This window comes from Bacillus sp. ISL-57, assembly GCF_018613135.1.
In the GTDB taxonomy this organism is placed as follows: Bacteria; Bacillota; Bacilli; order Bacillales; family DSM-1321; genus Peribacillus; species Peribacillus frigoritolerans.
This window is the reverse complement of sequence record NZ_JAGGQV010000012.1, coordinates 219,543-245,211: the sequence shown is the minus strand read 5'-3', so window position 1 is coordinate 245,211 and position 25,669 is coordinate 219,543. Positions and strand designations below refer to the sequence as shown.

The 25,669-nt window shown below is 43.8% G+C and carries 29 protein-coding genes; 14 read left to right on the top strand and 15 right to left on the bottom strand.

Going from position 1 to position 25,669, the window contains the following annotated elements; translation table 11 throughout:
- Positions 1 to 93 precede the first annotated feature (93 nt).
- Positions 94 to 1,269 carry a MalY/PatB family protein gene (locus J7I90_RS17825; protein ID WP_214773109.1) on the top strand — a complete coding sequence of 392 codons (1,176 nt, stop codon included), beginning with the start codon at positions 94 to 96 and terminating at the stop codon, positions 1,267 to 1,269.
- 39 nt (positions 1,270 to 1,308) lie between these two features.
- On the opposite strand, the gene J7I90_RS17820 is transcribed toward J7I90_RS17825, so the two are convergent.
- Positions 1,309 to 2,064 carry a TraR/DksA C4-type zinc finger protein gene (locus J7I90_RS17820; protein WP_214773108.1) on the bottom strand — a complete coding sequence of 252 codons (756 nt, stop codon included), beginning with the start codon at positions 2,062 to 2,064 and terminating at the stop codon, positions 1,309 to 1,311.
- Between the two features lie 143 nt (positions 2,065 to 2,207).
- On the opposite strand from J7I90_RS17820, the gene J7I90_RS17815 reads away from it, so the two are divergent.
- On the top strand, positions 2,208 to 3,065 hold the full coding sequence (locus J7I90_RS17815; RefSeq protein WP_053536722.1) for a manganese catalase family protein: 858 nt from the start codon (positions 2,208 to 2,210) through the stop codon (positions 3,063 to 3,065).
- A 40-nt stretch (positions 3,066 to 3,105) separates the two neighbouring features.
- On the opposite strand, the gene J7I90_RS17810 is transcribed toward J7I90_RS17815, so the two are convergent.
- From J7I90_RS17810 to J7I90_RS17795, 4 genes are all read right to left on the bottom strand, one after another.
- Positions 3,106 to 3,720 (bottom strand): PH domain-containing protein, encoded by a 615-nt coding sequence (locus tag J7I90_RS17810; protein WP_214773107.1) that lies wholly within the window; start codon positions 3,718 to 3,720, stop codon positions 3,106 to 3,108.
- Between the two features lie 40 nt (positions 3,721 to 3,760).
- Positions 3,761 to 4,237: a GNAT family N-acetyltransferase gene (locus J7I90_RS17805; protein ID WP_214773106.1), complete on the bottom strand. Its 477-nt coding sequence runs from the start codon at positions 4,235 to 4,237 to the stop codon at positions 3,761 to 3,763.
- Positions 4,238 to 4,403: 166 nt separating this feature from the next.
- A complete protein-coding gene (locus J7I90_RS17800; RefSeq protein WP_034310272.1) occupies positions 4,404 to 4,628 on the bottom strand; it encodes a hypothetical protein in 225 nt (74 codons plus the stop codon).
- 133 nt (positions 4,629 to 4,761) lie between these two features.
- A complete protein-coding gene (locus J7I90_RS17795; protein WP_034310270.1) occupies positions 4,762 to 5,352 on the bottom strand; it encodes a peptidylprolyl isomerase in 591 nt (196 codons plus the stop codon).
- Between the two features lie 178 nt (positions 5,353 to 5,530).
- On the opposite strand from J7I90_RS17795, the gene kapB reads away from it, so the two are divergent.
- Entirely contained in the window at positions 5,531 to 5,917 is a 387-nt protein-coding gene (gene kapB / locus J7I90_RS17790) for a kinase-associated lipoprotein KapB (protein WP_214773105.1), read from the top strand.
- 37 nt (positions 5,918 to 5,954) lie between these two features.
- Here kapB and kapD read toward each other — a convergent pair whose 3' ends face one another.
- Positions 5,955 to 6,578: a 3'-5' exonuclease KapD gene (gene kapD / locus J7I90_RS17785; RefSeq protein WP_034310264.1), complete on the bottom strand. Its 624-nt coding sequence runs from the start codon at positions 6,576 to 6,578 to the stop codon at positions 5,955 to 5,957.
- 269 nt (positions 6,579 to 6,847) lie between these two features.
- Here kapD and J7I90_RS17780 point away from each other — a divergent pair, with 269 nt between their 5' ends.
- Positions 6,848 to 8,707 carry a transglycosylase domain-containing protein gene (locus J7I90_RS17780; protein WP_214773104.1) on the top strand — a complete coding sequence of 620 codons (1,860 nt, stop codon included), beginning with the start codon at positions 6,848 to 6,850 and terminating at the stop codon, positions 8,705 to 8,707.
- Positions 8,708 to 9,328: 621 nt separating this feature from the next.
- On the opposite strand, the gene J7I90_RS17775 is transcribed toward J7I90_RS17780, so the two are convergent.
- Positions 9,329 to 9,901 carry a DUF5366 family protein gene (locus J7I90_RS17775; RefSeq protein WP_251025354.1) on the bottom strand — a complete coding sequence of 191 codons (573 nt, stop codon included), beginning with the start codon at positions 9,899 to 9,901 and terminating at the stop codon, positions 9,329 to 9,331.
- 318 nt (positions 9,902 to 10,219) lie between these two features.
- Here J7I90_RS17775 and J7I90_RS17770 point away from each other — a divergent pair, with 318 nt between their 5' ends.
- The 7 genes from J7I90_RS17770 to mnhG are packed head-to-tail and all read left to right on the top strand — an operon-like array spanning position 10,220 to position 15,948.
- Entirely contained in the window at positions 10,220 to 12,625 is a 2,406-nt protein-coding gene (locus J7I90_RS17770; RefSeq protein ID WP_214773103.1) for a Na+/H+ antiporter subunit A, read from the top strand.
- The gene (locus tag J7I90_RS17765; RefSeq protein WP_034310256.1) at positions 12,622 to 13,044 is read left to right on the top strand and encodes a Na(+)/H(+) antiporter subunit B; all 423 of its coding nucleotides are present in this window, start codon (positions 12,622 to 12,624) and stop codon (positions 13,042 to 13,044) included. The genes J7I90_RS17770 and J7I90_RS17765 overlap by 4 nt, the downstream gene beginning before the upstream one ends.
- Positions 13,044 to 13,385 (top strand): Na(+)/H(+) antiporter subunit C, encoded by a 342-nt coding sequence (locus tag J7I90_RS17760; protein ID WP_054398868.1) that lies wholly within the window; start codon positions 13,044 to 13,046, stop codon positions 13,383 to 13,385. The genes J7I90_RS17765 and J7I90_RS17760 overlap by 1 nt, the downstream gene beginning before the upstream one ends.
- Positions 13,378 to 14,859: a Na+/H+ antiporter subunit D gene (locus J7I90_RS17755; protein WP_214773102.1), complete on the top strand. Its 1,482-nt coding sequence runs from the start codon at positions 13,378 to 13,380 to the stop codon at positions 14,857 to 14,859. The genes J7I90_RS17760 and J7I90_RS17755 overlap by 8 nt, the downstream gene beginning before the upstream one ends.
- Positions 14,860 to 14,865: 6 nt before the next feature.
- Positions 14,866 to 15,342: a Na+/H+ antiporter subunit E gene (locus tag J7I90_RS17750; protein WP_214773101.1), complete on the top strand. Its 477-nt coding sequence runs from the start codon at positions 14,866 to 14,868 to the stop codon at positions 15,340 to 15,342.
- Positions 15,343 to 15,353: 11 nt separating this feature from the next.
- The gene (locus J7I90_RS17745; protein WP_370023645.1) at positions 15,354 to 15,626 is read left to right on the top strand and encodes a Na(+)/H(+) antiporter subunit F1; all 273 of its coding nucleotides are present in this window, start codon (positions 15,354 to 15,356) and stop codon (positions 15,624 to 15,626) included.
- Positions 15,610 to 15,948, top strand: coding sequence for a monovalent cation/H(+) antiporter subunit G (mnhG, locus tag J7I90_RS17740; RefSeq protein ID WP_048687653.1), 339 nt, complete (start codon positions 15,610 to 15,612; stop codon positions 15,946 to 15,948). The genes J7I90_RS17745 and mnhG overlap by 17 nt, the downstream gene beginning before the upstream one ends.
- A gap of 53 nt (positions 15,949 to 16,001) precedes the next feature.
- Here the strand turns inward: mnhG and J7I90_RS17735 are convergent, their stop codons facing one another.
- From J7I90_RS17735 to J7I90_RS17710, 6 genes are all read right to left on the bottom strand, one after another.
- Positions 16,002 to 16,721: an MOSC domain-containing protein gene (locus tag J7I90_RS17735; protein WP_214773100.1), complete on the bottom strand. Its 720-nt coding sequence runs from the start codon at positions 16,719 to 16,721 to the stop codon at positions 16,002 to 16,004.
- A 96-nt stretch (positions 16,722 to 16,817) separates the two neighbouring features.
- A complete protein-coding gene (locus tag J7I90_RS17730; protein ID WP_202315673.1) occupies positions 16,818 to 17,216 on the bottom strand; it encodes a hotdog fold thioesterase in 399 nt (132 codons plus the stop codon).
- 115 nt (positions 17,217 to 17,331) lie between these two features.
- Complete coding sequence (locus J7I90_RS17725; protein WP_214773099.1) at positions 17,332 to 17,895, bottom strand: 5' nucleotidase, NT5C type; 564 nt, start codon at positions 17,893 to 17,895, stop codon at positions 17,332 to 17,334.
- A 15-nt stretch (positions 17,896 to 17,910) separates the two neighbouring features.
- Positions 17,911 to 19,008, bottom strand: coding sequence for an FAD-dependent monooxygenase (locus J7I90_RS17720; RefSeq protein ID WP_214773098.1), 1,098 nt, complete (start codon positions 19,006 to 19,008; stop codon positions 17,911 to 17,913).
- A gap of 22 nt (positions 19,009 to 19,030) precedes the next feature.
- A complete protein-coding gene (gene ribD / locus J7I90_RS17715; RefSeq protein ID WP_214773097.1) occupies positions 19,031 to 20,125 on the bottom strand; it encodes a bifunctional diaminohydroxyphosphoribosylaminopyrimidine deaminase/5-amino-6-(5-phosphoribosylamino)uracil reductase RibD in 1,095 nt (364 codons plus the stop codon).
- 13 nt (positions 20,126 to 20,138) lie between these two features.
- Complete coding sequence (locus J7I90_RS17710; protein ID WP_057278041.1) at positions 20,139 to 20,888, bottom strand: GTP cyclohydrolase II; 750 nt, start codon at positions 20,886 to 20,888, stop codon at positions 20,139 to 20,141.
- Positions 20,889 to 21,143: 255 nt separating this feature from the next.
- Here J7I90_RS17710 and J7I90_RS17705 point away from each other — a divergent pair, with 255 nt between their 5' ends.
- A complete protein-coding gene (locus J7I90_RS17705) occupies positions 21,144 to 21,515 on the top strand; it encodes a YuzC family spore coat inner layer protein (RefSeq protein ID WP_214773096.1) in 372 nt (123 codons plus the stop codon).
- Positions 21,516 to 21,578: 63 nt separating this feature from the next.
- On the opposite strand, the gene J7I90_RS17700 is transcribed toward J7I90_RS17705, so the two are convergent.
- On the bottom strand, positions 21,579 to 23,084 hold the full coding sequence (locus tag J7I90_RS17700; protein WP_214773095.1) for a leucyl aminopeptidase: 1,506 nt from the start codon (positions 23,082 to 23,084) through the stop codon (positions 21,579 to 21,581).
- 269 nt (positions 23,085 to 23,353) lie between these two features.
- Between J7I90_RS17700 and J7I90_RS17695 the strand changes: the two genes are divergently transcribed.
- Both J7I90_RS17695 and J7I90_RS17690 read left to right on the top strand, forming a co-directional pair.
- Entirely contained in the window at positions 23,354 to 23,836 is a 483-nt protein-coding gene (locus tag J7I90_RS17695) for a divergent PAP2 family protein (protein ID WP_214773094.1), read from the top strand.
- A 9-nt stretch (positions 23,837 to 23,845) separates the two neighbouring features.
- A complete protein-coding gene (locus tag J7I90_RS17690; RefSeq protein WP_214773093.1) occupies positions 23,846 to 24,634 on the top strand; it encodes a cobalamin-binding protein in 789 nt (262 codons plus the stop codon).
- Between the two features lie 60 nt (positions 24,635 to 24,694).
- On the opposite strand, the gene J7I90_RS17685 is transcribed toward J7I90_RS17690, so the two are convergent.
- Positions 24,695 to 25,387: a 3D domain-containing protein gene (locus tag J7I90_RS17685; RefSeq protein ID WP_048687644.1), complete on the bottom strand. Its 693-nt coding sequence runs from the start codon at positions 25,385 to 25,387 to the stop codon at positions 24,695 to 24,697.
- Positions 25,388 to 25,669: the final 282 nt, after the last annotated feature.

Below are 25,669 nucleotides of genomic sequence, written 5' to 3'. Positions count from 1 at the left end.
ACCTGCTCAATATTTTCAAAGAACATGATATCATAGTATCATAACAACAGGCTTTTCGCGAAAACGACAAATTTTTATTCGGTGGTGTATATTTTGAACAAATCAATTTTTGAAGAACAAATCAACAGGGAAAATTCAGGGTCTGCAAAATGGGATAAAAACTTCCTCACATCCTTATATGGGCGCGAGGATGTTCTGCCAATGTGGGTTGCCGATATGGACTTCCCATCTCCTGAGGGCATTCAAAAGGCATTGATGGAACGCTTGAATCATCCAATTTTCGGCTATACCGTCCCTTCTGAAACAGTTTTCACTGAAATTCAAAGCTGGCTTAAAGACCGGCACTCCTGGCAAATCGATAAGAAGTGGATTTCATTCAGCTCCGGTGTCGTTTCCGCAATCGGTACAACGATCCAGGCATTCACGAACCCGGGTGATAAAATACTGTTACAATCTCCCGTCTATACCCCATTTTTTGATATGATCAAAAATAATGACCGGGAAGTGGTCAATAGTCGCCTTATCATAGAAAAGGACCGCTTCGAGATTGATTTCAGCGATTTTGAGGACAAGCTGAAAAGCGGAGTGAAACTATTCCTTTTTTGCAGTCCGCATAACCCTGGCGGACGCGTTTGGACAAAGGACGAACTCCTGCGGATCGGGGAGCTATGTGAAAAATATGATGTAGTCATCGTCAGTGATGAGATACATGCCGACTTATTCCATACAACATCCAAGCATTATCCGATCGGCTCGCTTTCAGAAAAATTAGCGGATAGGACCGTTACTTTGATGGCGCCAAGCAAAACTTTCAATATTGCCGGACTTCAGGCTTCATTCCTGATCACCAGTAATGAAAGATTGCAGAAGCAATTGCAAATGGCGCAAACGAAACTGGCCTTCCATGGCCTTAACATCTTTGCCTTAACAGCAATGGAAGCCGCGTATCGGGAGGGCTTGGAATGGCTTGAAGACATGATTGGCTACATTGAGGAGAATATAAAAGTGGCAGAGGAATTCATTGCAGCCGAAATTCCTTCACTGCATGTCATGCATCCGGAAGCCTCTTACCTTTTATGGATTGACTGCCGTGACCTTGGATTGAACGACAAGGAAATAAAGGATCGACTGATCCATCAAGGGAAGCTGGCATTGGAGCCTGGTTCTAAATACGGACCTGGCGGAGAAGGTTTCGTCCGCATGAATCTCGGTTGTTCACGCAGCGTCCTGATGGATGGGCTAAACCGGTTGAAATTGGCTTTTTCTTAAATAAAAAAGAACCAGGCTTAGAATCCTGGTTCTTCTTTTTCAATCTTTTTCTTCATCCACATAAGGATCATGCTCATATCGGGGCAAATCCCCAAACGGGGTTTGAATATTTTCTTCAAAAAGTTCTTCCTTCAATTCTTCATATTGGGAGTTCGGATAAACCTTTACCTCTTTACCGTATATATCCACACCAACGAAATTTTCATAATTTTCCACATAGCCGACATTTTCTTCGGACTCGACATACATATCTTCGTAATCGTTTGGCGGATTTACGAAATCGGAAGGCGTTTCAGATGTTCCATAACTGGCAACATCCTGCCAAGAATCTTCCGCATCGTACGCGACCGATTCATGCCGGTCATCATAATCAAACCTCCCGAATGGGGGTCCCAGCACTTCCTCTTCCACCGGCCTATTGTCCGAAGTTTCCTGTGAGGGGGTATGTTCGACACAATAAGTCGTAGTAGGGATTGCTTTCAAACGTTCAAGAGGTATTTCCTTTGAACAAACCTCGCATTTTCCATACTCACCTGCCTCGATGGCAGAAAGCGCTCGTTCAATATCCCTTATTTCATCCCGATCATGCTCGGAAAGGGCCAAATCCTTTTCCCGTTCATATAACTCGGTTCCTTCATCTCCGGGATGATTATCGTAACTCGATAACTCACCAGTCGAATCCTCCAGGCTTCTTCTTAAATCGTGGTTGCCTGAATCATTTAATCGCTCTTCCAACTCTTGCTTCGTTTGCTGCAATTGCTGTTGAAATTCTTTTAGCTGCTGATTGGATAGCATGTGCAACATCCTTTCAAAATCGTTCTTCCCTCTAGTATTTCTCTCTTCCCGTCATTCCATAAAGGTACTTTTTACCTTAGGAATAATTTAATTCAGATAACAGAAGCTAACTTAGAAATATTAATTTTAAGGAGTGCTTCCATTTGTATTTCTATAAAGAAGACTTAATCAATATGATCGTTCCCGATAAGCCTGATCCAAATGCAGCAAAAGTGCTTCAGGAAACGCTTGGAGGGCAATTCGGGGAAATGCGGACAATGATGCAATATTCTTTCCAAAGCGCCAACTTCCGCGGCAAAGCTAAACAATATCGTGATTTAATTCGCGGGGTTTTCTTAGAGGAACTGAGCCACGTCGAACTTGTCCAATCAACCATCAATCAGCTGCTGAATGGTGCTGGCGGGGATATGCCTGGAGATTCCGGTATCGATGGCGCCCCATTGGATGAAGTCATCAAAGGCGGTGCAAACCCCCACCATTTCATCGTCGGTGCGAAAGCATCCCTGCCCGTCGATGCTGGCGGCAATCCATGGAACGGATCATGGGTTTATGATCACGGTAATCTTGTGGCCAACCTTTTGAACAATGTCATGCTTGAATCTACGGGAGTCCTGCAAAAGTCCAGGATTTATGAAATGAGTTCCAATAAAACAATGCGCGAAACACTGGCATTTTTAATGGTTCGCGACAATTCCCACCAAAATGCATTTGCCAAGGCACTGGAAACGCTTGGGGTCGACTGGGGAAAAATCTTCCCTGTACCTAATTATGACTTGAACAAATATCCTGAATGCCGCAAATATGTGGATTTAGGCTACCATAATGCCCAATTCAATTTCAGGATGGACCAAACACGTATCAGTCAGATTTTCCAAGGCGAGACCCCGAGCCGAAATGGCGGAAACCTTGCTGTTACCGAGCCGCCAAAAGGATTCCCTGTGCCTGAAATGCCGGATATGCCTAATGAACATAGCCCTGGATTGAGTGATTTGAATAATTAAAAAAGAAGGCGGACACATCATTCTGTGTTCGCCTTCTTTTTTAATTATTGATATATTTCTCAAAAACAAAGCCAAAATCTTTCACATGGTACTTTTTCCGGCTGTCCATCAACCATTCGAAAGCGGCCGAATTAATTTCCTTGAAACTTGCAGCCATTTGGCTTCCATCAGTTCGAACCTGGTTCAAGGTGGAAGAAGCAAGGTTTACGCTTTGCTGGGCATATTGAAGGGCAAACTCATTCTCATGGCAAATTTCCGATATTTTCACGAGTGATTTGAACAAATCCTTTAATTCTTCAATGAATTTCTTATGCACATCAATGGAGAAAGTCTTTGCACCGATCGAAAATTTAATTTCCGCATCCAAATCCACTGTCCCTGCTGTTTCAAGCGTGGCATTGGAAATCGTATACTGGCTGTAGCTATATCTTGTAAGTGTTCGCTTTTTGCTAATCGCACTTGTGCCGTCCAAATGTATGAACGCTTGATTCGTGAAACAGTACTCATCGGTTTTCGATTTAATCAGGAAATAAATTTTTTCCCCATCTTCATGCATGATATAATCATCTGCATCCACCTTATCAAAATCTGCAGGACTAATCACACTTCCAATATCACTAAGACCAAGGGCATCAGCCGCCATTTTCTTAAACATAACTATTCCCCCTATCAATATCCAGGTGAATTTCACCTTATTATAAGCATTTCTCCAGTATGATCTCATCTCGGATCGGAATTCCATCAAAACTGTAAAATGGTATTTCCGGCTTGATTTTCCGTGATTCTTCCACGGCATTTTTAACGATTTCCGAAATGACATAACCACGCTTTTGAAAAAACTTCAATGCCTGTAGATTATCGTTCGTTGTAATCGCTTTAATAGTATGGCAATTTTTTTCCTTAGCGATATTTTCCATCACATAAAGCAATGATGAGCCCACACCTTGATTCTCATGCTCACTGTTCAAAGAGATGATCTGACATACATGGTCGGATAATTTGTATGTTCCCAACCCCGTGATTTTTCCATTCTCGTCCACCACCCCAACACCCTCAAGTTCCGCATAATGAAACAAGCCTCTTGAAAAAACGACTTGAGTCGTCTCCCAGTGCTGAATGAAAAAATCCTTGACCGTATCTGCCGCAATCATTCTTTTAGCTACGATTTGCATAACCAATTACGCCCCCAAAATTTCTATCTCTATGCTTCTAGTATAAAATGCTTATGCTAAGAAGGGAACATTTAATTCTTTACGACCTTCTAACAAAACATAATACCATTCATATTCAGATAATCATATCCAAAAACGGGGCTCGCGATGCAGGCACCTTCCGGGATCAGGAAATGGTATCATCCTTTATACGCTGGTTCCTTCTGGTGACCTCATCTTCGAATTGCTTCGTTTTCAATTCTTCCTTCTTTGAATATCTTATAATTGCCCTCATCGTAAAAACGGCCGCCACTAAAAAAATGAAGCAAGTTATACCAGCCGAGATATATTCAGTCTTGTCTTCCGGAAAGTAAAGAAACAAACCTAGTAAAGCATGATTGAGAAAGTCCATCCGTTACATCCTTCCTGATAGGGAATTAAACTGCATTCTCTCATTATATCAATTTCCAGAACAATCCACTAGTGGGCCTAATCCACTAAAACATAAAAAACGAGAGGCACTGAGCCCCTCGCTTCTCTTTTATTCATAAAATGGTGATCCCTTTAATGACAACGTCCACTGCTGGCTTGTCTCCCGCAACTGTCTCTACGTTAGCAATCGTATCAACAACGTCCATGCCTTCGACCACTTGTCCAAAAACAGAGTGTTTATGATCCAGCCATGGTGTGCCTCCTTGTTCCATATAAGCACTGATGATTTCTTCCGGATAACCGGCTTGCTTCATTTGCTCACCCATCCTGCTGTCCACATGCTGGGCTTGTACGACGAAGAATTGGCTGCCGTTAGTTCCCGGGCCTGCATTAGCCATGGAAAGAGCTCCGCGCAGATTGAATAATTGCATGGAGAACTCGTCCTCAAATGGAGCTCCCCAAATACTTTCTCCACCCATTCCAGTCCCTGTAGGATCTCCGCCTTGAAGCATGAAATCCTTGATGACACGGTGGAAGATGATTCCTTCGTAATAACCGTTTTCAGCATGTGTCAAGAAATTCTCCACTGTCTTTGGAGCCAGTTCAGGAAATAGTTTAATTTTAATATCGCCCATCGTCGTTTGCATGATGACCGCTTTTTCATTTTCCAAAACTTCACTTGTTAATTGCGGAAAGTTTGTCATTGTACATAACCTCTTTCTTTTTAAAATAAAATGGCATGAAACACCATTTTTCATCTTCATTCGTACACTTTACACGATTTTCATAAAAAAAGCATCTTTACGAAATTGAACAAATTCGCTGTGAAAAATCGTTGTTCTTATGTATCATGAAGGGAGTTAAAAGAAAGGTGGTAGGGAAATGTCAGAACAGGATTTTAAAATCGGCGATAAGGTTACCGCCATATATAAAACTGGAAAATACATCGGGGAAGTCACCGATATCAGACCTGCTGCATATCTTGTTAAAGTGTTGGCTGTTTTGAAGCACCCCATGCAGGGAGACCTTCATAACCCGAAGCAAACGGAAGTGTCCATGTTCCATCAGCGGCGTGCTCTTGCATTCCGGGAGCAAACCAATGTACCAAAGAATATGGTAAGGACTTTCAATGAGGAGATTCCGGAGTATAAGGAATCCTTAAGAGAAGCTGTTGCGAAAATGAAAGGCACTTTAAGCGAAGCCCAAACAGAGTGGAATGATAAAAGCTTACAGTTGCTTGAAGATCTAGCGGCGGATTATTTCAAATAAAGCTTAAAAGCCAAATCAGTAGTATATGATTTGGCTTTTATAACGCTAAATGATTCAATACTTTTGATAAATCAATGCGGTCGCCAATTGTCGTCGGTTCATGATTTTTCATATAACTTTTATCTTTCTCCACTAACTTAAAGATATTATATGTCGTAATCGCATCATCCAGCGCCCTGTGATGCTTGCCTGTCCCTTCTTTGCCATAGGCCTGTACAGCCTTCCAAAGTCCCGTTTGATTTTGATCCCCGAAAAAGCGTTTATACTCCAGGCAAAGATCATTTTCCTTCCCTGAAAAAGGGAAATCCAATCCTGCCTTCTGACAATTCTGGCGAAGCACCTTCATGTCCATATTTCCCCAAGTAACAATCGTCGTCGGGTGCTGTTCATCTATTTTCTTCAATAACGCAACCAGCTCTTCAAATGATATCCCCCGGTCCACCTGATCCTGGGTAATGTTCAAGAACTTCTTGCATCTTCCCGTTAAAACTGGAAATTTCAATGGGTTAACAAAAGATGAGAATTGTTCCTCAATGGTTTCATTAATGACCGTGACTAAACCAACCTCAATGATTTCCGGATAAAACCCCGTTGGATTGGCTTTTCCTTCCGGCATCGTAAATTCAAAATCTATGAATACATATTGCTGTTGTTCCTCCATTTTTATGACCCCCTTCATATTCCTGACATCAACATATAAACAAACATGGATTTTCTCACGAGATTATTATAACAGAAGATTTAGAAATTTTTTTCTTTGGATCGCAACACACCATTCGGATACCGCGCTTACTGTCATACCTAATTTACCCAAAACTCTTTATTGTCTACCTTTTTTGGATTATGATGGATGAATGAACCAAAAGTACCATTTTTTCACGCCTTCATTCCAAGGACATACTAAAAATATATTAGTTAGGAAGTTGAACTATGCGCACGTATCTTGGCTATATCACGATTTCCCTCTTAGTTCCCGTATTGATCCTTTTCATTTTCCTTTCCCATCAGGAGTGGTCCTTAGCGCAATCTCCCTATCATGTACTCGAAGAGCGGATTCCTGTTGAATCGATAGAACTGGCTCAGAATAGTTACATGAAGGCCGCAAATGGAAAGGTCATCAGTGAAATATCCACTGGTGAGAAACGGACTTACTTAAAACTTGAAGACATCCCCCTTTTCCTGGAAAATCTGTTCATCGTTACAGAGGACCAGAAATTTTATGATCATGCAGGAGTCGACCTTTCCGGCATAAGCAGGGCGCTTCTTATCAATTCACAAAATAAAACAATCGAACAAGGCGGCAGCACCATTACCCAGCAACTTGCCAGGAATGTTTATCTATCACATGATAGGACATATAACCGAAAACTCAGCGAACTCATTTATGCCTATCAGATAGAACGAAAAAAATCAAAACCGGAAATCATGGAGCTGTATTTGAATGCCATCTATTTCAGTAATGGAGCTTATGGAATCGAAGCTGCTTCCCAATATTATTTCAGTAAACCGACTGGAGAGTTAACCAAGGCGGAACTTGCCTTCCTTGCCGCAATCCCTAATAATCCGGAATACTATAATCCCCTTGAACATTTCGATGCGACGAAAAAGCGGCAGGAGAGAATGCTGGAACAAATGGTTGCCAATGGTGCTTTAGAACAGGCCGAGTACGAAAGGCTTATCAAAAGTACGATTAAATTAGACTTGTCCACCCCGGTCGACCTATATCCCGATTACGTAACATATGTTCATCAGGAATTGAAAAACCTGGTGGCATCCTCCGAGGGTCTCGACAAATCTCTGCAAAGCACTGATGTCGCTATACGTAAGAACGCGGAAGCCGAGCTGGATAAAAAGGTCAAAGAGCTTTTAAACTCCGGTGTAACCATCCATACCGCACTCGATACTAAACTGCAAACACAATCAAAGACTGCTGTACAATCAAAAATCGGTGTCAATGATATCGAGGGAGCTTTAGTGGTTATACAGCATCATACGCACGAGCTTGTCTCTTTGATTGGGGGAAAAGATTATAAAAAAAATTCTTTCAACCGGGCTTACCAAAGCTATAGGCAGCCAGGGTCAGCGATTAAGCCGCTTCTCGATTATGCTCCCTATTTAGAAGAAACGGATGCTGGCATCAATCAGCTCGTAAGCGGAGCAAGCTATTGCAGCAATAGCTATTGTCCAAAGAATTATAGCGGCGACAGCTATGGGATGGTCACACTAAGAACTGCCTTCGCTCAGTCCTATAACACACCTGCCATAAGACTCTTTGAAAAGACGGGGATGGAAACGAGTTTCAAGTACCTGGATGCTTTCGACTTTAAAAAGGTGAGCAAAAAAGACCACCATACGAGTTCGGCCATAGGCGGATTCGAATATGGCATGAGTCCCCTTGAACTCACAAATGCCTATACTTCCTTCCATGACGGAAACTATCAGCCAGCGCGTGCCATCACAAAAGTCACCGACCAAGAAGGTAAAGTCCTTTATAAATGGAAAGACCGCTCTAAAGAGATATGGAACAAACGAACCGTAGCCAAGATGCGGCAGCTGCTCCATGAAACAACCCTTTCCGGGACAGCCCGCAAAGCCTACTTTCCTACAGACTATGTCGGCGGTAAAACCGGTACGACCAATGATGTCAAAGACATGTGGTTCGTCGGTCTGACAGCAAACTATACAACAGGGGTTTGGATTGGAAGGGATAAGCCATCCAATCTACAATCCATTTATTCACATTCACCCCATCTATTGATTTGGAAAGATATCAGCCAGACTGCCGAGTGAAAAAAGAAGGTGCCGATGTGGCACCTTCTTAGTTTGTCAATAAAATGAGGTTCGAAATGGTCTCAATCCCTGCACGATTTAATCATGGAATTATTACCATGATTTTAAAACAAGACATGGTCCTACTCCATGATTTGTTTGACAGGGGATGAAACCTGAATCGATTGAAAAAATTCTCGACACGCCTGTCCAATAACCAGCTAGCCAAGCCCCTGCTAGACGCTTACTTTGATGAGGCTTGGCAGACAGCCGGCGGAAAGGGAGAGCCTGAAGTGGAAATCTACGTTCATTTAATTTTACACTCCCTCAAAATAACTGTAAGGCAACTCCATTATTATTAAGTTTGTCTACATTCTGATGGCACCTTCCTGTTGTCGATAAAAGAAGTTCCATCTAAATGTTAAAACAAAGTTGATTGGAACGTAAGGTACGAGACTCCTGCGGGAACGCGCGTCGAAGGGAGACCCCGCAGGCGCTGGCGCCGAGGAGGCTCCCTGACCGCCCGCGGAAAGCGAGTGCCTGGAGTGGAAATCAACGTTCATTTAATTTTACAAAAAAACTGTAGGCAACTCATTATATTGTCTACAGTCTGTAAGGTGCCGCATGGCACCTTCTTTTTTGCTATATGGGAAGACTTGCAATGACGCTGTTATAGAGCTTCAATCCCGCAAAAGCGACTATTGAAATCAGTGCTGTCCAAACGAAGATTGGAAAGAAAACCAATCCCACTAGCCTCGACAAATTCAGGCTCGGGCTCAACTTATTGACAAAATAAATTAAAGCCACGACATTCGTCGCGATAAAGATCGACCCAAGTCCGAAGATGAATTGAACACTGAACAATGAACAGGCACCGCCAATCACATAAATGACTGACCCCTTTCTTACACTGTTCAAGGCTTTCCCCTCCGAATCCTTGGAAAAGAATAATAAAGACAGCTCCATTATCGTATCGGAAATCAGCTTCAATGCAGCAAAAACCATGAAGAATAAAAGGAGCAATACGATCAGCAGCGCCAGCTTGATGCCGGCTTCAGAAAAGAACTCCAGCATCCCTTGGTAGATTCCCAAATTTCCAAATAACTTGAGCATTTGCATTTCCCCATAAATGGAAAAGGAGAGGCTGAATAATAGTGTTGATATGATTGGTAAATAACTAAATAAATAGGTGTTTTTCATGATTTCTCCATCCATGCGCCTTTTATCCTATATTATGCAAGATAATCCACGATTTCACAATGGGTACTCCACTCATTCACCGTTGAAAAACTTTTTTTAATAAATTTTTCAGGGTGGTTACCCCTCCTTTTCTACCTATATATAAAACATCATTCAAGTTGGCCTTCACCGTTTTTAAAGCCATGCAAACCCACATAAATTGCGTTATACTTTTAAGCGAGGCAAGGATTCGATAAAAAAATACATATTCAACGAAGTTTCCTAACGTCTAGGATTGCCCGAAAAAAGCATAATAAGACGACTGACTTCGTTTTAAAAAAAGGGGGGGAGTTTATGTCTTTACTTCATTGGGCGGTATTATCACCGTTTCTATTAGCAATTATTGTACCGATATTGTACAAACTATTTCGACAAATACATACAGGATGGTTTGTATTGATTTTACCGATTCTCCTTTTCACCTATTTTTCAAGGTTCATTTCCTTGACCAAACAAGGGGATATCATCATGGAAAGCGCAACATGGATTCCTTCTCTGGGAATTGATGTTGATTTCTATGTGGATGGACTAGGGCTTTTGTTTGCCTTGCTCATTACTGGTATTGGTTCACTCGTCGTTCTTTATTCAATTTTCTATTTATCGAAGGAAAAAGAAAAGCTGAACCAATTTTACGTCTTCCTTTTGCTTTTCATGGGGGCGATGCTTGGTGTCGTCCTTTCCGATAATCTAATAGTCCTTTATTCGTTTTGGGAATTCACGAGTTTATCATCTTTTCTATTGATAGGATATTGGAATGAGAGGGAGCGTTCACGTTATGGGGCGCAGAAATCGCTGCTGATCACTGTGCTTGGGGGCTTAAGCATGCTTGGAGGCTTCATTCTCCTTTCCATTATGGGGAACACATTCAGCATACGTGAATTGATTGCCCAAAGCGGGGAACTTATGGACCACTCGCTCTTCGTTCCTGCCCTTTTGCTTGTGCTGCTTGGCGCGTTCACTAAATCCGCACAGTTCCCGTTCCATATTTGGCTTCCTGACGCGATGGAAGCCCCTACTCCGGTCAGTGCTTACCTTCATTCCGCCACAATGGTCAAGGCTGGTATTTATTTGGTTGCCCGATTAAGCCCTGTTTTTGCAGAATCAGGATTATGGTTCTGGCTCGTTTCGATCGCCGGCTTGATCACCCTGTTCTGGGGCTCATTCTCTGCAATCAAGCAGACTGATTTGAAGGGGATTCTCGCTTTTTCCACCATCAGTCAGCTCGGATTGATCATGTCGCTTTTGGGACTTGGTGCTGCGGCACTCCACTATGAAACGTTGGGGGAAAATATATACTTGGCAGCCACGGTTGCAGCAGTATTCCACTTGATTAATCATGCGACCTTTAAAGGGAGCCTATTCATGGTTGCAGGCATCATTGATCATGAAACCGGTACGCGTGATATCAGAAAGCTTGGCGGATTGATGCAGTTGATGCCCATCACTTTCACTGTCGCTGTGATAGGTGCTTTTTCAATGGCTGGACTTCCGCCCTTCAATGGTTTTTTAAGCAAGGAAATGTTCCTGGCCAGCATGGTGAATGTATTGGAATTGAATATCTTCAATATGGAGACATGGGGGTTCCTGTTCCCTGTGGTTTCATGGGTAGCCAGTGTATTCACTTTTATTTATAGCATGATTGTCGTTCTCAAACCCTTTACAGGTAAACTTCAGTTACAACTTTTGGAAAAGAAACCCCACGAGGCACCGGTCGGGATGCTGATATCCCCGATCATCCTTGCTTCGTTGGTCATCGTTTTCGGTATTTTTCCAAACTTGCTGTCTTCATCCATCATTAAACCTGCGGTAGCCGGCATACAGCCAAGCTTGGCGGGACCGGATTTCCGAGTCCATATCGCCTTCTGGCATGGATTCGGACCAGAAGTATGGATGACCATCGGCATCATAGCATTTGGAATTCTATTATACAAAACGCTTCCGAAGTGGCAGAAAGTCACTCAGTGGATTCCTGAACGCATCTCCCTGAATGCTTTGTATGATAAAGGGGTAAGAGGGCTCGAACGTTCAGCTTCCTTCGTCATAAAAGTATTAATGACAGGTTCGATTCGGACGTATCTGCTTTCAATCTTCCTTTTCTTCATTCTTTCCTTAGGCTTTACGCTCTATTGGAAGGATGCGTTTAAATTGGATGCAGGGAGTTTTGCCCCGATCGGCATATATGAATTGGTATTATCCGGAATCATTGTGATTGGCTCCGTCGCCATTCTGTTTGCAAGATCCCGTTTAACTTCCATAATCATCTTAGGAGCCGTCGGTTATACGATTTCCCTATTTTTCGTTTTGCTGCGGGCACCTGATTTAGCCTTGACTCAACTAGTCATCGAAACGATTTCGGTATCGCTGTTTTTGCTCTGTTTCTTCCACCTTCCGTTAATGGCAAGCAGAAAGGAAGAACGGATGACGTTCAAGTTGAATAATGCCATGATATCTATTGGTGTAGGAGTCATCGTCACATTGATCGCCTTATCGGCACATAGCAATAAACTATTTGATTCCATATCCAGGTACTATCTTGAAAATGCTTATAAGGAAGCAGGCGGGAAAAACGTCGTAAATGTCATTCTCGTTGACTTCCGCGGACTTGATACGATGTTTGAAATCACTGTCCTTTCCATCGCTGCGCTCGGAATATTCGCGATGATCAAATTGCGTTTGACAGGGGGGAAAGATAAATCATGAAGCAAAATGACCTGATTCTCCAAACGGTTACGAAAGTCGCCGCCTTTGTTATCCTGCTGTTTGCGGTAGCCATCTTTTTAGGCGGGCATTATTCGCCGGGCGGCGGGTTTGTCGGCGGTTTAATGACTTCAGCCGCCATAGTCCTGCTGTTGCTCGCTTTCGACATTAAAACCGTCACCGGCATTTTGCCGATCGACTATAAGTTAATGATCGGTTCAGGCCTGTTCATATCAAGCCTGACCGTGGCAGGCGGGCTGGTATTCGGGGTGCCCCTCATGACACATGTCTATCAATATGTTGATCTTCCGCTTCTTGGACACATCTCGCTTCATACCGCGGTACTATTTGATCTGGGTGTTTATCTTGTGGTTGTTGGTGTAACGATGACCATTATTCAAACGATAGGGGAGAGTGAATAATGGAACTTTTAATGGCCATTGTCATTGGAATACTATTTATGTGTGCGACCTATTTAATGCTTTCCAAAAGCATTTTAAGAATCATAATCGGTACCGGGCTGCTCAGTCACGGCGCCCACCTTTTGATTTTGACGATGGGCGGTTTGAAAGGCGGTTCCGTTCCATTGTTAAGTGATGAAGCTGCATCATATGTCGATCCGCTTCCGCAAGCGCTTATCTTGACGGCGATCGTCATCAGTTTCGGGGTTACATCATTTCTGCTGGTACTTGCTTATCGGACCTACCAGGAACTCGGTACAGATGACATGGAAGAAATGAGAGGTACGGAAACGAATGAATAATCTTACTTTCATGCCTGTTTTATGGCCGCTTTTCACAGGCATCCTACTCATATTCTTTTCCAAGAAAATCAAGCTGCAAAGAGGGATATCGCTTTTTTCCTCTTTTATCGGAATTGTAATTTCCCTTTATTTAGTGTTTACGGTCCATTCTCAAGGGATCATGACTTTAGGCGTCGGCAGCTGGGAGGCGCCATTCGGGATCGTGATCGTCGCAGATATGCTTTCTTCGCTGCTCGTACTGACTACGAATATCATTGGATTGGCCATATTGCTTTATTCGTTTTACTCCATAGGGGAAGAACGTGAAAGACATTATTACTATCCTGTATTTCAATTTTTGCTGATCGGGGTAAACGGTGCCTTCCTAACGGGGGATCTTTTCAATCTATTCGTATTCTTCGAAGTCATGCTGATGGCTTCCTACGTGCTGCTTGTGCTGGGAGGTACGAAAATCCAGCTGAGGGAATCATTGAAGTATATCATCGTCAATGTGCTATCCTCTTCCTTTTTCGTCATCATGGTGGCGTATCTTTATTCAGTTCTAGGCACATTGAACATGGCTGACATCAGCCAAAGGATAACGGAAGTCAACCAGCCTGGAATCATCTCGGTGATAGCGATTGGCTTTCTGATCGTCTTCGGTTTGAAGGGAGCCATTTTCCCGCTTTTCCAATGGCTGCCTGGTTCTTATTATGCTCCGCCCATTCCAGTGATGGCTCTATTCGGGGCATTGCTGACGAAGGTCGGGATCTATTCCATTTTCCGGACCTATACACTGATGTTTTATCATGACCAGGATTTCACACATACATTCCTTGCGATACTTGCAATCTTGACCATCATCATCGGTGTCATTGGGGCGATAGCTTATTGGGATGTAAAAAAAATCATCATTTACAATATCATCATCGCCGTCGGGGTTATCATATTCGGCATCTCCGTCATGAATGAACAGGCCTTATCGGGTTCCATTCTTTATATCATTCATGACATGCTGATCAAGGCTGCACTCTTCCTTCTGGTGGGCATCATGATCAAAATCAGCGGATCGGATGATTTACGGGACATGGGCGGCTTGATCAAGCAATACCCTGCCGTTGCATGGACCTTCTTCATAGCGGCCATATCATTGGCGGGAATCCCGCCGTTCAGCGGTTTTGCCGGCAAGCTCCTTATTCTTCAGGGAGCTGCAGAAAAAGGGGCATACTTGGGAATGGCCGTTGTCTTAATTTCAAGCTTGATGGTCCTCTATTCCGTCATGAAAATATTCATGAATGGCTTTTGGGGAACTCCAAAAGCTGATTATGCCTTAACTAATGGAAAGGTTAATAAAATGCTGGTTCCGGCAGTCCTCCTCGTCATCATTTCCGTTTTATTCGGAATAGGGACAGAATCGGTTTACCCATACATTACACAAGCTGTAGATTCATTAATGAATCCCGAAATCTATAACAAAGCGGTTTTAAAGGAGTAGTGCCTGATGTCATTCCAAATTTTACTGAATGTGTTCCTTGCGTTTATCTGGATGTTTTTAAAAAATGAGTTTAACGGGAGCACTTTTATCATCGGATATTTATTGGGGCTCGGCATCATGTTCGTCTTCCGTCATTTTTTCAATGATCGTTTTTACTTGAAAAGGGTGAATGCCGTCGTTCTATTGCTGCTCATATTCGCAAGGGAACTCATACTTTCCAACATAAGCGTCCTTAAGGCTGTGCTTAAACCGAGACTGGATATGAGACCTGGCATATTCGCATTTGAAACCGTGCTGACCAAGGATTGGGAAATTACGATACTATCGAATTTAATTACACTTACACCAGGAACACTTGTCGTTGAAGTATCGGAAGATAATCGGATTCTTTATATCCACGCGATGGATATTGCCGACAAGGATGAGGCTGTGGACAGCATTAAAAATACATTTGAAAAAGCGATTATGGAGGTGGGCAAATAATGTTCGATCTAATGCTTAAAATCGCGTTGCTCGGTGTTTCGCTTTCCATGATTGGATTCTTATACCGTTTAATCAAAGGGCCTTCCGTGCCGGATCGGGTCATCGCACTCGATGCAATGGGAATCAATCTTATCGCAATCGTTGCACTTGCCTCCATTGTCATGGATACAAGCGCATATCTGGAAGCCATTCTTCTGCTCGGAATCCTATCTTTCATCGGGACGGTCGCTTTCGCCAAATTCCTTGAGAAAGGGGAGATAATCGAAGATGACCGCAATCGTTGAAATCCTATCGGCCCTATTCCTATTAATGGGAGTCTTTCTCTTTTTAGTCTCGGCTTTCGGCATCATCCGGCTGCCCGACGTCTATACAAGAAATCACGCTGCCTCAAAAAGCTCGACACTTGGAATCATGTTCATCCTGATCGGCACCTTGTTATATTTTTATTATAAACATAGCCATTTCGATTTCCGGGTCGTGCTCGCGATCATCTTCATCTTCATGACCAGTCCTGTTGCCGGACATTTAATCATGCGCTCGGCTTATCATACTGGCGTAAAAATGTGGGATCGGAGTGTCCAGGATGATTTAAAGAAAACCCGGTGATCCCTGCCATTGCAAAAGAGCTGCCCTGATTACAGGAGCAGCTCTTTTCTATTTCAATCTATTAAAAGTACCTGGTCGCCCACTCTGATTTCACCTGTTTGCATGACCGAGGCGTATACGCCAAAATGATTTTCCCTTTCCTTGACGACAGTTTTCAGCAGTGATGGATCTCTATGTGAATCGCTTGGATCGACAGTTATGATCATACAGCGCTCACAATGCCTTTTGATCTCCAATTCCACTTCATTTCCAATTAGAATCCTTTTTCCGAACCATTGCTCTTCTAAAAAGGGGGTTTTGTTCACTAAGGATATAATCAAATTTTGCCTGAATCTCCTGCCATCCAGTTCTTTTCCCCAAAGCTTTGTCAATTCGCCAATCGAGGCATCACTGACAAGCAGGATGTTTTCTTCCTCAATCGCACCTAACGGAATATGTGCAGGATGATAAACAACTGGTTCTGCATCCTGTTTCAACAACCGTTCCATTTCCTCCTGAAAGGCTCCCTCTCCCCATGTCAAAACGTTTCCTGAAGGGGTCTTCACTTGGATTTCCGGATATTGGTCAAGTGCTTCCTCACCAGAAAAAGCAGCTTGATAACGGACCATTTCCGGGACTTGGGTTATCGTCAGGAACTTCCCATTTTTGCCTTTAAAGGCATGGCTGCGATCTCCATATAGTCCATAGTCCATCACCTTCGTTTTTTGCACCTGTTCACCAGTGAATGATTTTACAGGATGACGGGTGATTTCTTGAATATGACCCACCAGCATAAAAAAACCTCTCTTCATACATTAGTCTACTGCCCTTATTATACGTAAACCGGATAATGCAGAATCAGTGCGCCAATTTGCGATTGTTCTTTTGATTCACTTTGACTTCGGTAAGTCGATAACGGCCAATGTACAGCGTGAAATGCAGATAAGATGATCCTCTTCATCACGGATCTTCACATCCCACACCATCGTGGTCCTCCCACGATGGATGATGTTCCCTTCTGCGGTAACAAAACCTGAACGGACGCCCCTAACATGATTGGCATTGATTTCAAGGCCGACGACAGCTTGTTTTGTACTATCTACCAGCTGCATCCCGCCAAAGCTTGCAACGGATTCCGCAAGGGCAACGGACGCTCCCCCATGCAATAAACCATACGGCTGCCTAGTCCGTTCATCGACAGGCATCGTCGCAATGACTTTCCCCTCGCCTACTTCTTTCATTTCAATCCCAAGCGTGCCTATCAATGACTTTTCAATATTTCTCTCCATCCCATTACCCCCGACTCTCTTGTTTTTTTACCAAAAAATGAATCGTTATTCATATTAGTATACAAAAAAAGGATGACCCAAGTCTATCAAGTCATCCTTCAATCATGTAAATGTATTATTTGGAGAGGATTTCTTTTAATTCAAACCAGCTTGTCAGTCTTGGAATATCCATTTCCCTGTTATAGGAGTTATCCATTGCGTACACTTTCGTTGGAATATCCAATAACGTTTCCAGCACTGCCGGTTTATCATCAAAATAATAATCCAATTCCAATTTGCGGATCGTATCAATTTTTTCATGATCCTTCATCCCGCAGTAAAAATGTTCATCCTTAACCGGAAAGCCGTTTTCGATCAGCCATTTTTTTGTCCGTTCACCATGCTCCGCTTTTCTGGCGGTGATGTAATAGATTTCATGGCCATCGCGTTCAAGCTCCTGCAGCGTTTCCACTGCGCCCTCGAAGGCTGGACAGGATGAGTAATACACTTCATCGGCAAGGCTGTTCCACATCTTGCCCCCAGCCTCTTTATCAAGCCCGAATGCTTCATGGATCTCCAACGTCTTTAAAGCCGTGAATTTCGTTAACTCTACGTTCGTATTAAGCTTTTCATTATAAAGATGGAACGCAAACTCCCTCAAGTTAATAAGGGTATCGTCAATATCAAAACCGAATTTCATATCCTTCACTCCTATTCAAACATAAGCGGCGGCAAACTGTGATGCGAAGGACATCTCCTTGTCCACCTGAATGGCCTGTAATCTTTCAATCTCGGCTTTTCTTTTTGGCTCAGCCGTTTTAAGTCCAAGGAAGCCAGTATCCCCCTGCAGGATGCATCCAGAAATAAGCTCGGCCAATATATCGGCATCCTTCATGGCACAATTGAGTCCGAACGCACCTGTAGGCGTCATCGTATGGGCTGCATCACCTAATAAAGCAACGCCATCCTTTGTCCACGTTTCACAATAGCTGCTGTAAACATCCAATAAAATGAAGTCCCGCCAAGAGCGGATATTTTCACACACGACCTTTTTCAATTCAGGAAAGGCAAGAAGCAAATCTTCAATGAACGGATCAAAATGCTGTTTTCGCAATTGGGGAAAACAACCATGCTCTATATTCCAGCCAATTTGGATGAAACCGCCGGCCTGGGTGAAGAGGGCAACCTGGGAGCCATTGACCAATGCCATCTTGATCGAGGGCTTCCACCCCTCCGGAGCAGGAATTTTTGCCCACAGTAAATCATAGCCATGATCTTTAATCACGACTGGTATTCCCGCTTTTTTCCGAACGATGGAAAACCTGCCGTCCGCTCCGATTATCAATGGACTTTGCACTTCCAGGTCATTTCCGCCATTACGGGCCTTGACACCCGTAAAACGGCCCATTTCATTCTGCAACAAGTCGGTAACCCTCGTATTCATCATCAATTGAAAGGAGTCCAGCTTTTCGGCTTCATTCAATATGGCTTTAAGCAGATGGTTTTGAGGGACATGTATCCCAACATGATCGACAGGCCATTCCGGGAAAATGCTTTTGAACATTTGGCCGCCATGCCAATAATCAATTTGTTCCATCCTAAGCAAGCCAAGTTTTTCCACACTATTGAATAAACCGTGCTTTTTAAGAATGCCCTCTCCTTCATCGTTCAAGAACTCGCCCCTGAACTCCCTTGAAACTTCAGAATGCCTTTCAAGCAATACGACTGAAATGTCCTGCTTGGCCAATAGGTAAGCCAGCAGGGCACCTCCAGGACCTGAACCGATTATGCATACATCTGATTTAACCAACATGCCTCTTCACCTGTTGTCCATTTTATTTAGGATAAGCCGTGATGCGTATGTCCTCACCAAACGTTTCCACGCCAGAGAAGGAAACATCCATCGCTTCATCCATCGTATCCACATTCATGCCGGTATACGGTGTCAGTGAGTTTCTACCGCCCAATAGTTTAGGGGCTATATAAATCAAGTATTTATCGATGAGCCCTTCCCTAAGGAATGAGGCATTCACTTCGCTTCCGCCTTCCAGCAAGACATCCGTAATCCCCTTTTTATACAGCTCTTCCATTAATGCCTTTAGATTCAGTCCCGTCTCGTTTTTGGGGACGAAAATGAATTCGATCCCTTTTTCACGTAAAAGGTCCATTTTATCCGCAGGTGCATTTTCCTGCGTTACTATCAAGGTTTTCGCATCTGATACTTGTACAACTTTGGCATCCAATGGAACCCGTAATTCACTGTCCAAAATGACCCGGATCGGATTTTTCCCTCCGCCCTCCGGAAGTCTGGTCGTCAGTGATGGATCATCGGCCAACACAGTCCCGATACCAACTAGGATGGCATCCACCTCATCACGAAGCAAATGAACGGAATGACGTGATTCTTCTCCTGTTATCCACTTTGAATGGCCTGTGTGGGTTGCAAGTTTTCCATCGAGCGTCATCGCATACTTCGAAATGACAAATGGACGATCCGTCAGCATATTGTGAATAAAACGCTCATTCAACCTTTGGGCTTCCTTTTCCAGGACGCCGACTTCGACTTCAATGCCGGCATCCCTTATGATGGTTATTCCTCTGCCGGCCACTTCCGGATTAGGATCTTGAGTCGCAACCACCACTCGCCGGACACCTGATTCTTTCACCAAATTTGCACAAGGTGGTGTCTTTCCATAATGGGAACAAGGCTCAAGAGTCACATAAAGCGTTGCACCTTCTGCATACTCACCCGCCATTTTGAAAGCATGTACTTCCGCATGCGGTTCACCCGCTTTACGGTGGATCCCTGTCCCGGCTATCACACCGTCTTTCACTATGACTGCCCCGACCACTGGATTTGGATTCGTCTTTCCTTTAGCACTGGCCGCCAAATCCAATGCCAGCTTCATGTAATATTGATCATCATTCATTCTATAGCTCTCCTTATACAATCAAAGTTGGCTTCTTTGTGGGAATATGTCCAGACTTCTTAACCTTTGTATCGAGATAGAAACTATTATCTTCCGTCAAACCGCCCCAAAGCGGAATATGGTCCTTTGCCGCAAGTCCATGCTTCATGAGGGCATCCAGCTTTTTGGGGTTGTTCGTGATTAAAGTAACCGGATCCTTACGCAGTTCCCTCAACACGCGAATGGCTCCCTCGTAAGATCGCGTATCGTCTTCGAATCCTAAAGCCTCATTCGCCTCGACCGTGTCATAACCTTCCTGCTGAAGCAAATAGGCAAGAGATTTGGAGAACAGGCCAATCCCTCTTCCTTCATGGTCCGCAAGGTAAAAAATGGCCCCGCACCCATGCTCGGCTATCATCTTCATCGATTGGTGGAGCTGATAGCCGCAATCACAGCGTTTACTGCCGAAGATATCACCTGTGTGGCAGATGCTATGCATCCGGACAAGTGCATCCTCCGACTTTTCAAAATCACCATAAACCAATACGGAGGATTGCTGTCCAAAAGCGAGGTTCGCTTCCGAAAGCGAATCAAGCACCGTATCCTTGTCATTATCCGCACCGTCAAGCTGTAGCCATGTATACCATTGGAAAACCGTTGAGAAATCTCCTTGTTCAACCGGCAGGTTCACAGGTCCCACAAGGCATATATCAGCTTTACCGGGGGTTTGGATGATATTCATTTTATCTATTAAAAGGTCTTTTGTTTCCTGGGTTATTTTCATGTTAACATCACCTATTTTTATAATTTATAGTGTGCCTTCTCCTTACTTTAGGTAAGTAAGTATATTACTATACACTATACCTGTCAATGAAGCAGTTTACAAATAATAGTGTATCTTTGATCATAATTTCCAAGAAGTTTTTTTGCAGAAAATGGTCATACACAAACCGCTATCATATCGGCTGGCCTTTATACATATTTTAACGTATAACGAAAACGTGTCTATAGACAGACCTAATGAAAGGAAGGAAACCTTTTGGAGGATTTCCCTTATTTTTTATATGATCCTATCCTATTTCCGCCTCACGCCAGGAATCAGACATTGCGCCCCTACTCGGCAACCAATCCAGATCTGCTAGTCAAATCGGCAAATGCCTCGCAATTTTTGATGCTTGATGTAAAAAGGGTCATGGATACTTTAGCCGCATCCAAGCCTTTCTCGAACCGGTTGATGACCGCTGCCCAAGCATCGCAAAAAAATGTCGTGATCGATATGATCCGCAAGATAGGAATTAAGAACGAACCTGATATCACGTATAACCCCGATGGGATACGTTTTGATTTCTATCCTAAAGCAGGGGAAGAAAATTGCCATATCATCGTAAGCTTGAAATGGAGGGATGTATAACGTCCGTTTAACACCTTTTTGGTAAAAAAACCGAAGCCTATTTTCGGCTTCGGATATTTGGGTTCAACTTGTTTTCGTTTCAAAGGTTTCAACCAATAATGCAAGCGTGCGTGCCATGACACCGGTAGCCCCCGATGTGCATAATTCGGAGTTGCTCGAGGTTGTGGAAGTTCCTGCAATATCCAGATGGACCCACGGAGTGTCTTCGGCAAATTCACCGATGAAGGCGCCGCCCATGATCGCATGTCCCGCCCCTCCAGGTGAATTATTCAAATCCGCTATTTTACTATTGCGCACCCGCTCTTTATCCTTTTCCGTAATCGGCAATCTCCAAATGGGCTCCCCGGCCTCCTCTGAGGCTTTGACCACTTGTTCATAGAACTCCGTGTCATTTGTCATTGCACCCGTCATATCCATGCCCAGAGCCGTTATGACACCACCCGTTAAAGTGGCAACGTCAATTAGATACTCAGCACCATGATGTTTAGCGTAAGTCATGGCATCCGCCAAAACCAGCCGGCCTTCCGCATCCGTATTCAATACCTCTATCGTCTTGCCGCTCATGGCAGTGATCACGTCATCGGGCTTGAATGCATCACCGCTGATCATGTTATCAGTGGAAGGAATGACCGCCACGACATTTTGGTCCGGTCCCAATTCGCCGATGATTTCCATTGCACCTAAAACGGCTGCAGCACCGCCCATATCAGTCTTCATTCCAACGATACCAGCCTTCGTTTTCAATGAGTATCCACCCGTATCGAATGTGATTCCTTTACCGACCAACCCGATAACATCCTTCCATTCATCCTTACCTTGATACTTCAGGACGATCATTTTCGGAGGCTCGACCGAACCTTTATTGACAGCAAGGAGTGCGCCCATTCCCAACTTGAGCATGTCTTCCTTCTCGAGGATCTCCACTTCAAAACCATAACGTTCGCCCAAGGCAGATGAATAATTCGCCAAATCTGTGGAAGTCAGCAAATTGCCGGGTGTATTGACCAAAGTTCTGGCTGAGTTCGTCGCCCTTCCGAAGATCCTCCCTACATGAAGAGCGGCACCGACCTCTTCTTGATCAAATTCACTGTAAACCGTAATCGATTCAAGGCTTTTTTCGACCTGGTTCGATTTTTGCTTGTATCCGTCAAACTTATAGGAAGCAAGTTCAAAAGCCTCGGAACAAGCATGCGCTGCGTCCAATGCATCCAGATTTTCAGTCGTGAATGTATCCAACGCGATCGAAAGTGTCGTAATCTTGGATTCTCTAATCGTCTTACGCGCTTTTCCCAACGCTTCGCGGAGCGTTTCAAAAGATAGCTCCTTTTCCTTGCCCAATCCTACAAAAATCAATCTCTTTACGCTTAATTTACCTAATGTATGTATTTTGACCACTGTTTTTTTCTTGGAAGAGATTTCTCCGGCTTTCACTAACTCCGTCAGCTGGCCATCCAATCGTTCATCCGCTTCTTTCCCTATCCCTGTGAACTTTACGGGTCTGTCAAATACGCCTAGAACCAGGCATTCGTCAATCAAATCTATATTTAAGGAATTTTTTACTGTGAACATTCTGCTATCTCCTCCATTCTATTACTTTCATTATAACGAAATCTTCAAAAATTTTCGAATAAGGTCCGCAAAAATAATAATAACAAGGTATATTGTTTAGAATGGGTGACTTTAGAGTAATAGTATAAGAAAGATCATATTTATACTTATGCCGGCAGGGAATCGACAGGACTGAATGGAACTAATAATAAGGTCCTTATTCCGAACAGATGCATTTACCCATATATGGATTTCATCTTTACTTATAACTAGAAAGAAGGCTGATACTCTTGGAATTATTACTCAACTTCCCTTTAATCGCAGCATTGATTGCCATTTTCTTTGCTCAATTCATCAAAGTTCCCATCCACTTCATAGCATTTCGTAGAGTGAACTGGTCACTCATTAACTCCACAGGCGGTATGCCAAGCTCCCACTCTGCGGCCGTATCAGCCCTGACCGTGGCGGTGGGGATCGAAACCGGAATGGATTCCCCTGTATTTGCCGTTGCCGCGATCTTTGCAATCATCACGATGTTCGACGCGACAGGAGTGAGGCGGCAGGCAGGAGAACAGGCAGCCGTCTTGAACCAGCTCGTTACCGACTTCAATACCTTTGTCGAGCAAGCAAAGAACTGGCAGAAAAAAGCAGATAAACAGAAACAGCAGCAATTAAAGGAACTGTTGGGCCATAAGCCAATCGAGGTATTTTTCGGAGCCTTGACAGGAGTATTCATTGCATTGGCACTTCACTTCTTCATCTTTCAAGTGTAGGTGTTCAATTTGAAAATAATCTCTCTTTGCCCCAGCAATACGGAACTATGCACATATCTAGGAATCGAAGATCAGCTGATCGCCATCGATGACTACTCTGATTGGCCTGAAACCCTACAGCATCTTCCTAAGGTGGGGCCCGACTTATCAATCGATATCGATCATGTGGAATCACTAAAACCCGATTTGGTGCTGGCTTCACTGAGTGTACCGGGCATGGAAAAAAACATTGAGGGGCTAAAAGAACGGAACATCCCACATATCATCTTCAACCCGCAATCGCTTGAAGATATCGCAAAAGATTTACTGACCTTGGGCGAGGCGATGGATCTTAAGGAAAAAGCAGAGGAACAGGCTGCCAAATTCCGTGATGCCATCCTTCAATATAAAAACATCGCCGATAAAATCGAAACAAAGCCATCCCTGTATTGGGAATGGTGGCCTAATCCCTTATTCAGCCCCGGGGGAGTTAATTGGTTATCCGAGATCAGTACGCTTGCGGGAGGATATAACCTTTTCGAGGATGTCGATATGGCAAGCATTCAAGTTACTTCCGAAGAAGTCCAAAAAAAGGATCCCGACTATATTTGCTTAGCTTGGGTCGGTGTCCCTTTACGTAAAGTAACCCCGGCTCTTGTCAAGAAACGGCAAGGGTGGACTGATATGAAGGCCGTCCGGAATAACCATATTCACATCATGGAAGAACCTTTATTCTGCCGGCCTTCCCCGCGTTTGCTGGATGGGCTGTCCATATTGGCAAAGACTCTGCATCCTGAAGCCTACAAAGGCATGCCCTAAGGACGTCCCAAATGAAACAGAAAAGGGTGCCTCAATTGAGGCACCCTTTCACTTTCCTCTTTAAAAAGCAAAGGAAGCTACATTCTCATTCAATGTTTTCTCAGCGATTTTCGGCTTGAATACCTGTTTGATCTTGGTTTCATTCAACCTGCTTAACTGTTGTTCGGATAACTCGCCGTTCCCTTTTTGGACAACATATACTTCAAGGGTTTTCTTTCCCCAGTTCTCGTACACATCCTGTACCGTTTCGTAGTATAGATCCAGGTGATTCCCTTTGATCGCACCGCCCTTGTCCGCTACAACCCCATATCCATAGCCCGGAATCCAAAGGATGGTTCCGAGAGGGAATATGGCAAGATCGGCGGCAATGGTGGAAAACAAATCCCGTTTCACCTTCACCCCTGAATATGTGATTCCATAAGATGGGCTTTCCGGGTACTTTCCGGTTGATTCATACCCTGCTGTATATCCTGTGGCCAAAACTTCATGCTTCGGGTATTTCGAAAGCTCGATCGCCTCCGCTATCGTCGTGGGACCATTGCTCGCGGATGCCGATGCCATTAGCGTTGCCACTTGCCCCCCACTATGAATCGCTTTATATTCGAGACCAAGCATTCGATGTTGTCTCATTGCCTCTTCAAAAGGATGATCTTCAGGAACTGCCCCAAAAACATGATTCAAGGTCGATTCGATGGCCAAGATAAATAATATGATAATAGCAACCCTCAAAAATAATGCCTTTACAATCTTCATATGTACCAATTCCACTCCTCTCACAAGGATATTTGTTCCCTTAACAGAGTGAAAGTATTCAAAAAGCATGGAAAGAACCAATTTTTCTTACAAAAAAGGGTCTTTTCGTAAAGATCGTTGTTTTTAAAACGAAACTATTTAAGGCTGATTGGAGCGGAAGTGCCAGACTGCCTGCGGAAGCAGCGGGACAGGTGAAGACCCCACAGGGTTTACGCCGAGGATGCTCACCGCCCCGCGGAAAGCGAGAATCTGGAGGGGAAATCAACCACACCGCACTACTTG

Coding starts and splice junctions, on each gene's coding strand:
- J7I90_RS17820 (WP_214773108.1), bottom strand. CDS start 2,064: ATGCTATCCAATCAGCAGCTAAAAGAATTTCAACAGCAATTGCAGCAA.
- J7I90_RS17810 (WP_214773107.1), bottom strand. CDS start 3,720: ATGTTTAAGAAAATGGCGGCTGATGCCCTTGGTCTTAGTGATATTGGA.
- J7I90_RS17805 (WP_214773106.1), bottom strand. CDS start 4,237: ATGCAAATCGTAGCTAAAAGAATGATTGCGGCAGATACGGTCAAGGAT.
- J7I90_RS17800 (WP_034310272.1), bottom strand. CDS start 4,628: ATGGACTTTCTCAATCATGCTTTACTAGGTTTGTTTCTTTACTTTCCG.
- J7I90_RS17795 (WP_034310270.1), bottom strand. CDS start 5,352: ATGACAAACTTTCCGCAATTAACAAGTGAAGTTTTGGAAAATGAAAAA.
- kapB (WP_214773105.1), top strand. CDS start 5,531: ATGTCAGAACAGGATTTTAAAATCGGCGATAAGGTTACCGCCATATAT.
- kapD (WP_034310264.1), bottom strand. CDS start 6,578: ATGGAGGAACAACAGCAATATGTATTCATAGATTTTGAATTTACGATG.
- J7I90_RS17780 (WP_214773104.1), top strand. CDS start 6,848: ATGCGCACGTATCTTGGCTATATCACGATTTCCCTCTTAGTTCCCGTA.
- J7I90_RS17775 (WP_251025354.1), bottom strand. CDS start 9,901: ATGGATGGAGAAATCATGAAAAACACCTATTTATTTAGTTATTTACCA.
- J7I90_RS17770 (WP_214773103.1), top strand. CDS start 10,220: ATGTCTTTACTTCATTGGGCGGTATTATCACCGTTTCTATTAGCAATT.
- J7I90_RS17765 (WP_034310256.1), top strand. CDS start 12,622: ATGAAGCAAAATGACCTGATTCTCCAAACGGTTACGAAAGTCGCCGCC.
- J7I90_RS17760 (WP_054398868.1), top strand. CDS start 13,044: ATGGAACTTTTAATGGCCATTGTCATTGGAATACTATTTATGTGTGCG.
- J7I90_RS17755 (WP_214773102.1), top strand. CDS start 13,378: ATGAATAATCTTACTTTCATGCCTGTTTTATGGCCGCTTTTCACAGGC.
- J7I90_RS17750 (WP_214773101.1), top strand. CDS start 14,866: ATGTCATTCCAAATTTTACTGAATGTGTTCCTTGCGTTTATCTGGATG.
- J7I90_RS17745 (WP_370023645.1), top strand. CDS start 15,354: ATGCTTAAAATCGCGTTGCTCGGTGTTTCGCTTTCCATGATTGGATTC.
- mnhG (WP_048687653.1), top strand. CDS start 15,610: ATGACCGCAATCGTTGAAATCCTATCGGCCCTATTCCTATTAATGGGA.
- J7I90_RS17735 (WP_214773100.1), bottom strand. CDS start 16,721: ATGCTGGTGGGTCATATTCAAGAAATCACCCGTCATCCTGTAAAATCA.
- J7I90_RS17730 (WP_202315673.1), bottom strand. CDS start 17,216: ATGGAGAGAAATATTGAAAAGTCATTGATAGGCACGCTTGGGATTGAA.
- J7I90_RS17725 (WP_214773099.1), bottom strand. CDS start 17,895: ATGAAATTCGGTTTTGATATTGACGATACCCTTATTAACTTGAGGGAG.
- J7I90_RS17720 (WP_214773098.1), bottom strand. CDS start 19,008: ATGTTGGTTAAATCAGATGTATGCATAATCGGTTCAGGTCCTGGAGGT.
- ribD (WP_214773097.1), bottom strand. CDS start 20,125: ATGAATGATGATCAATATTACATGAAGCTGGCATTGGATTTGGCGGCC.
- J7I90_RS17710 (WP_057278041.1), bottom strand. CDS start 20,888: ATGAAAATAACCCAGGAAACAAAAGACCTTTTAATAGATAAAATGAAT.
- J7I90_RS17700 (WP_214773095.1), bottom strand. CDS start 23,084: ATGTTCACAGTAAAAAATTCCTTAAATATAGATTTGATTGACGAATGC.
- J7I90_RS17685 (WP_048687644.1), bottom strand. CDS start 25,387: ATGAAGATTGTAAAGGCATTATTTTTGAGGGTTGCTATTATCATATTA.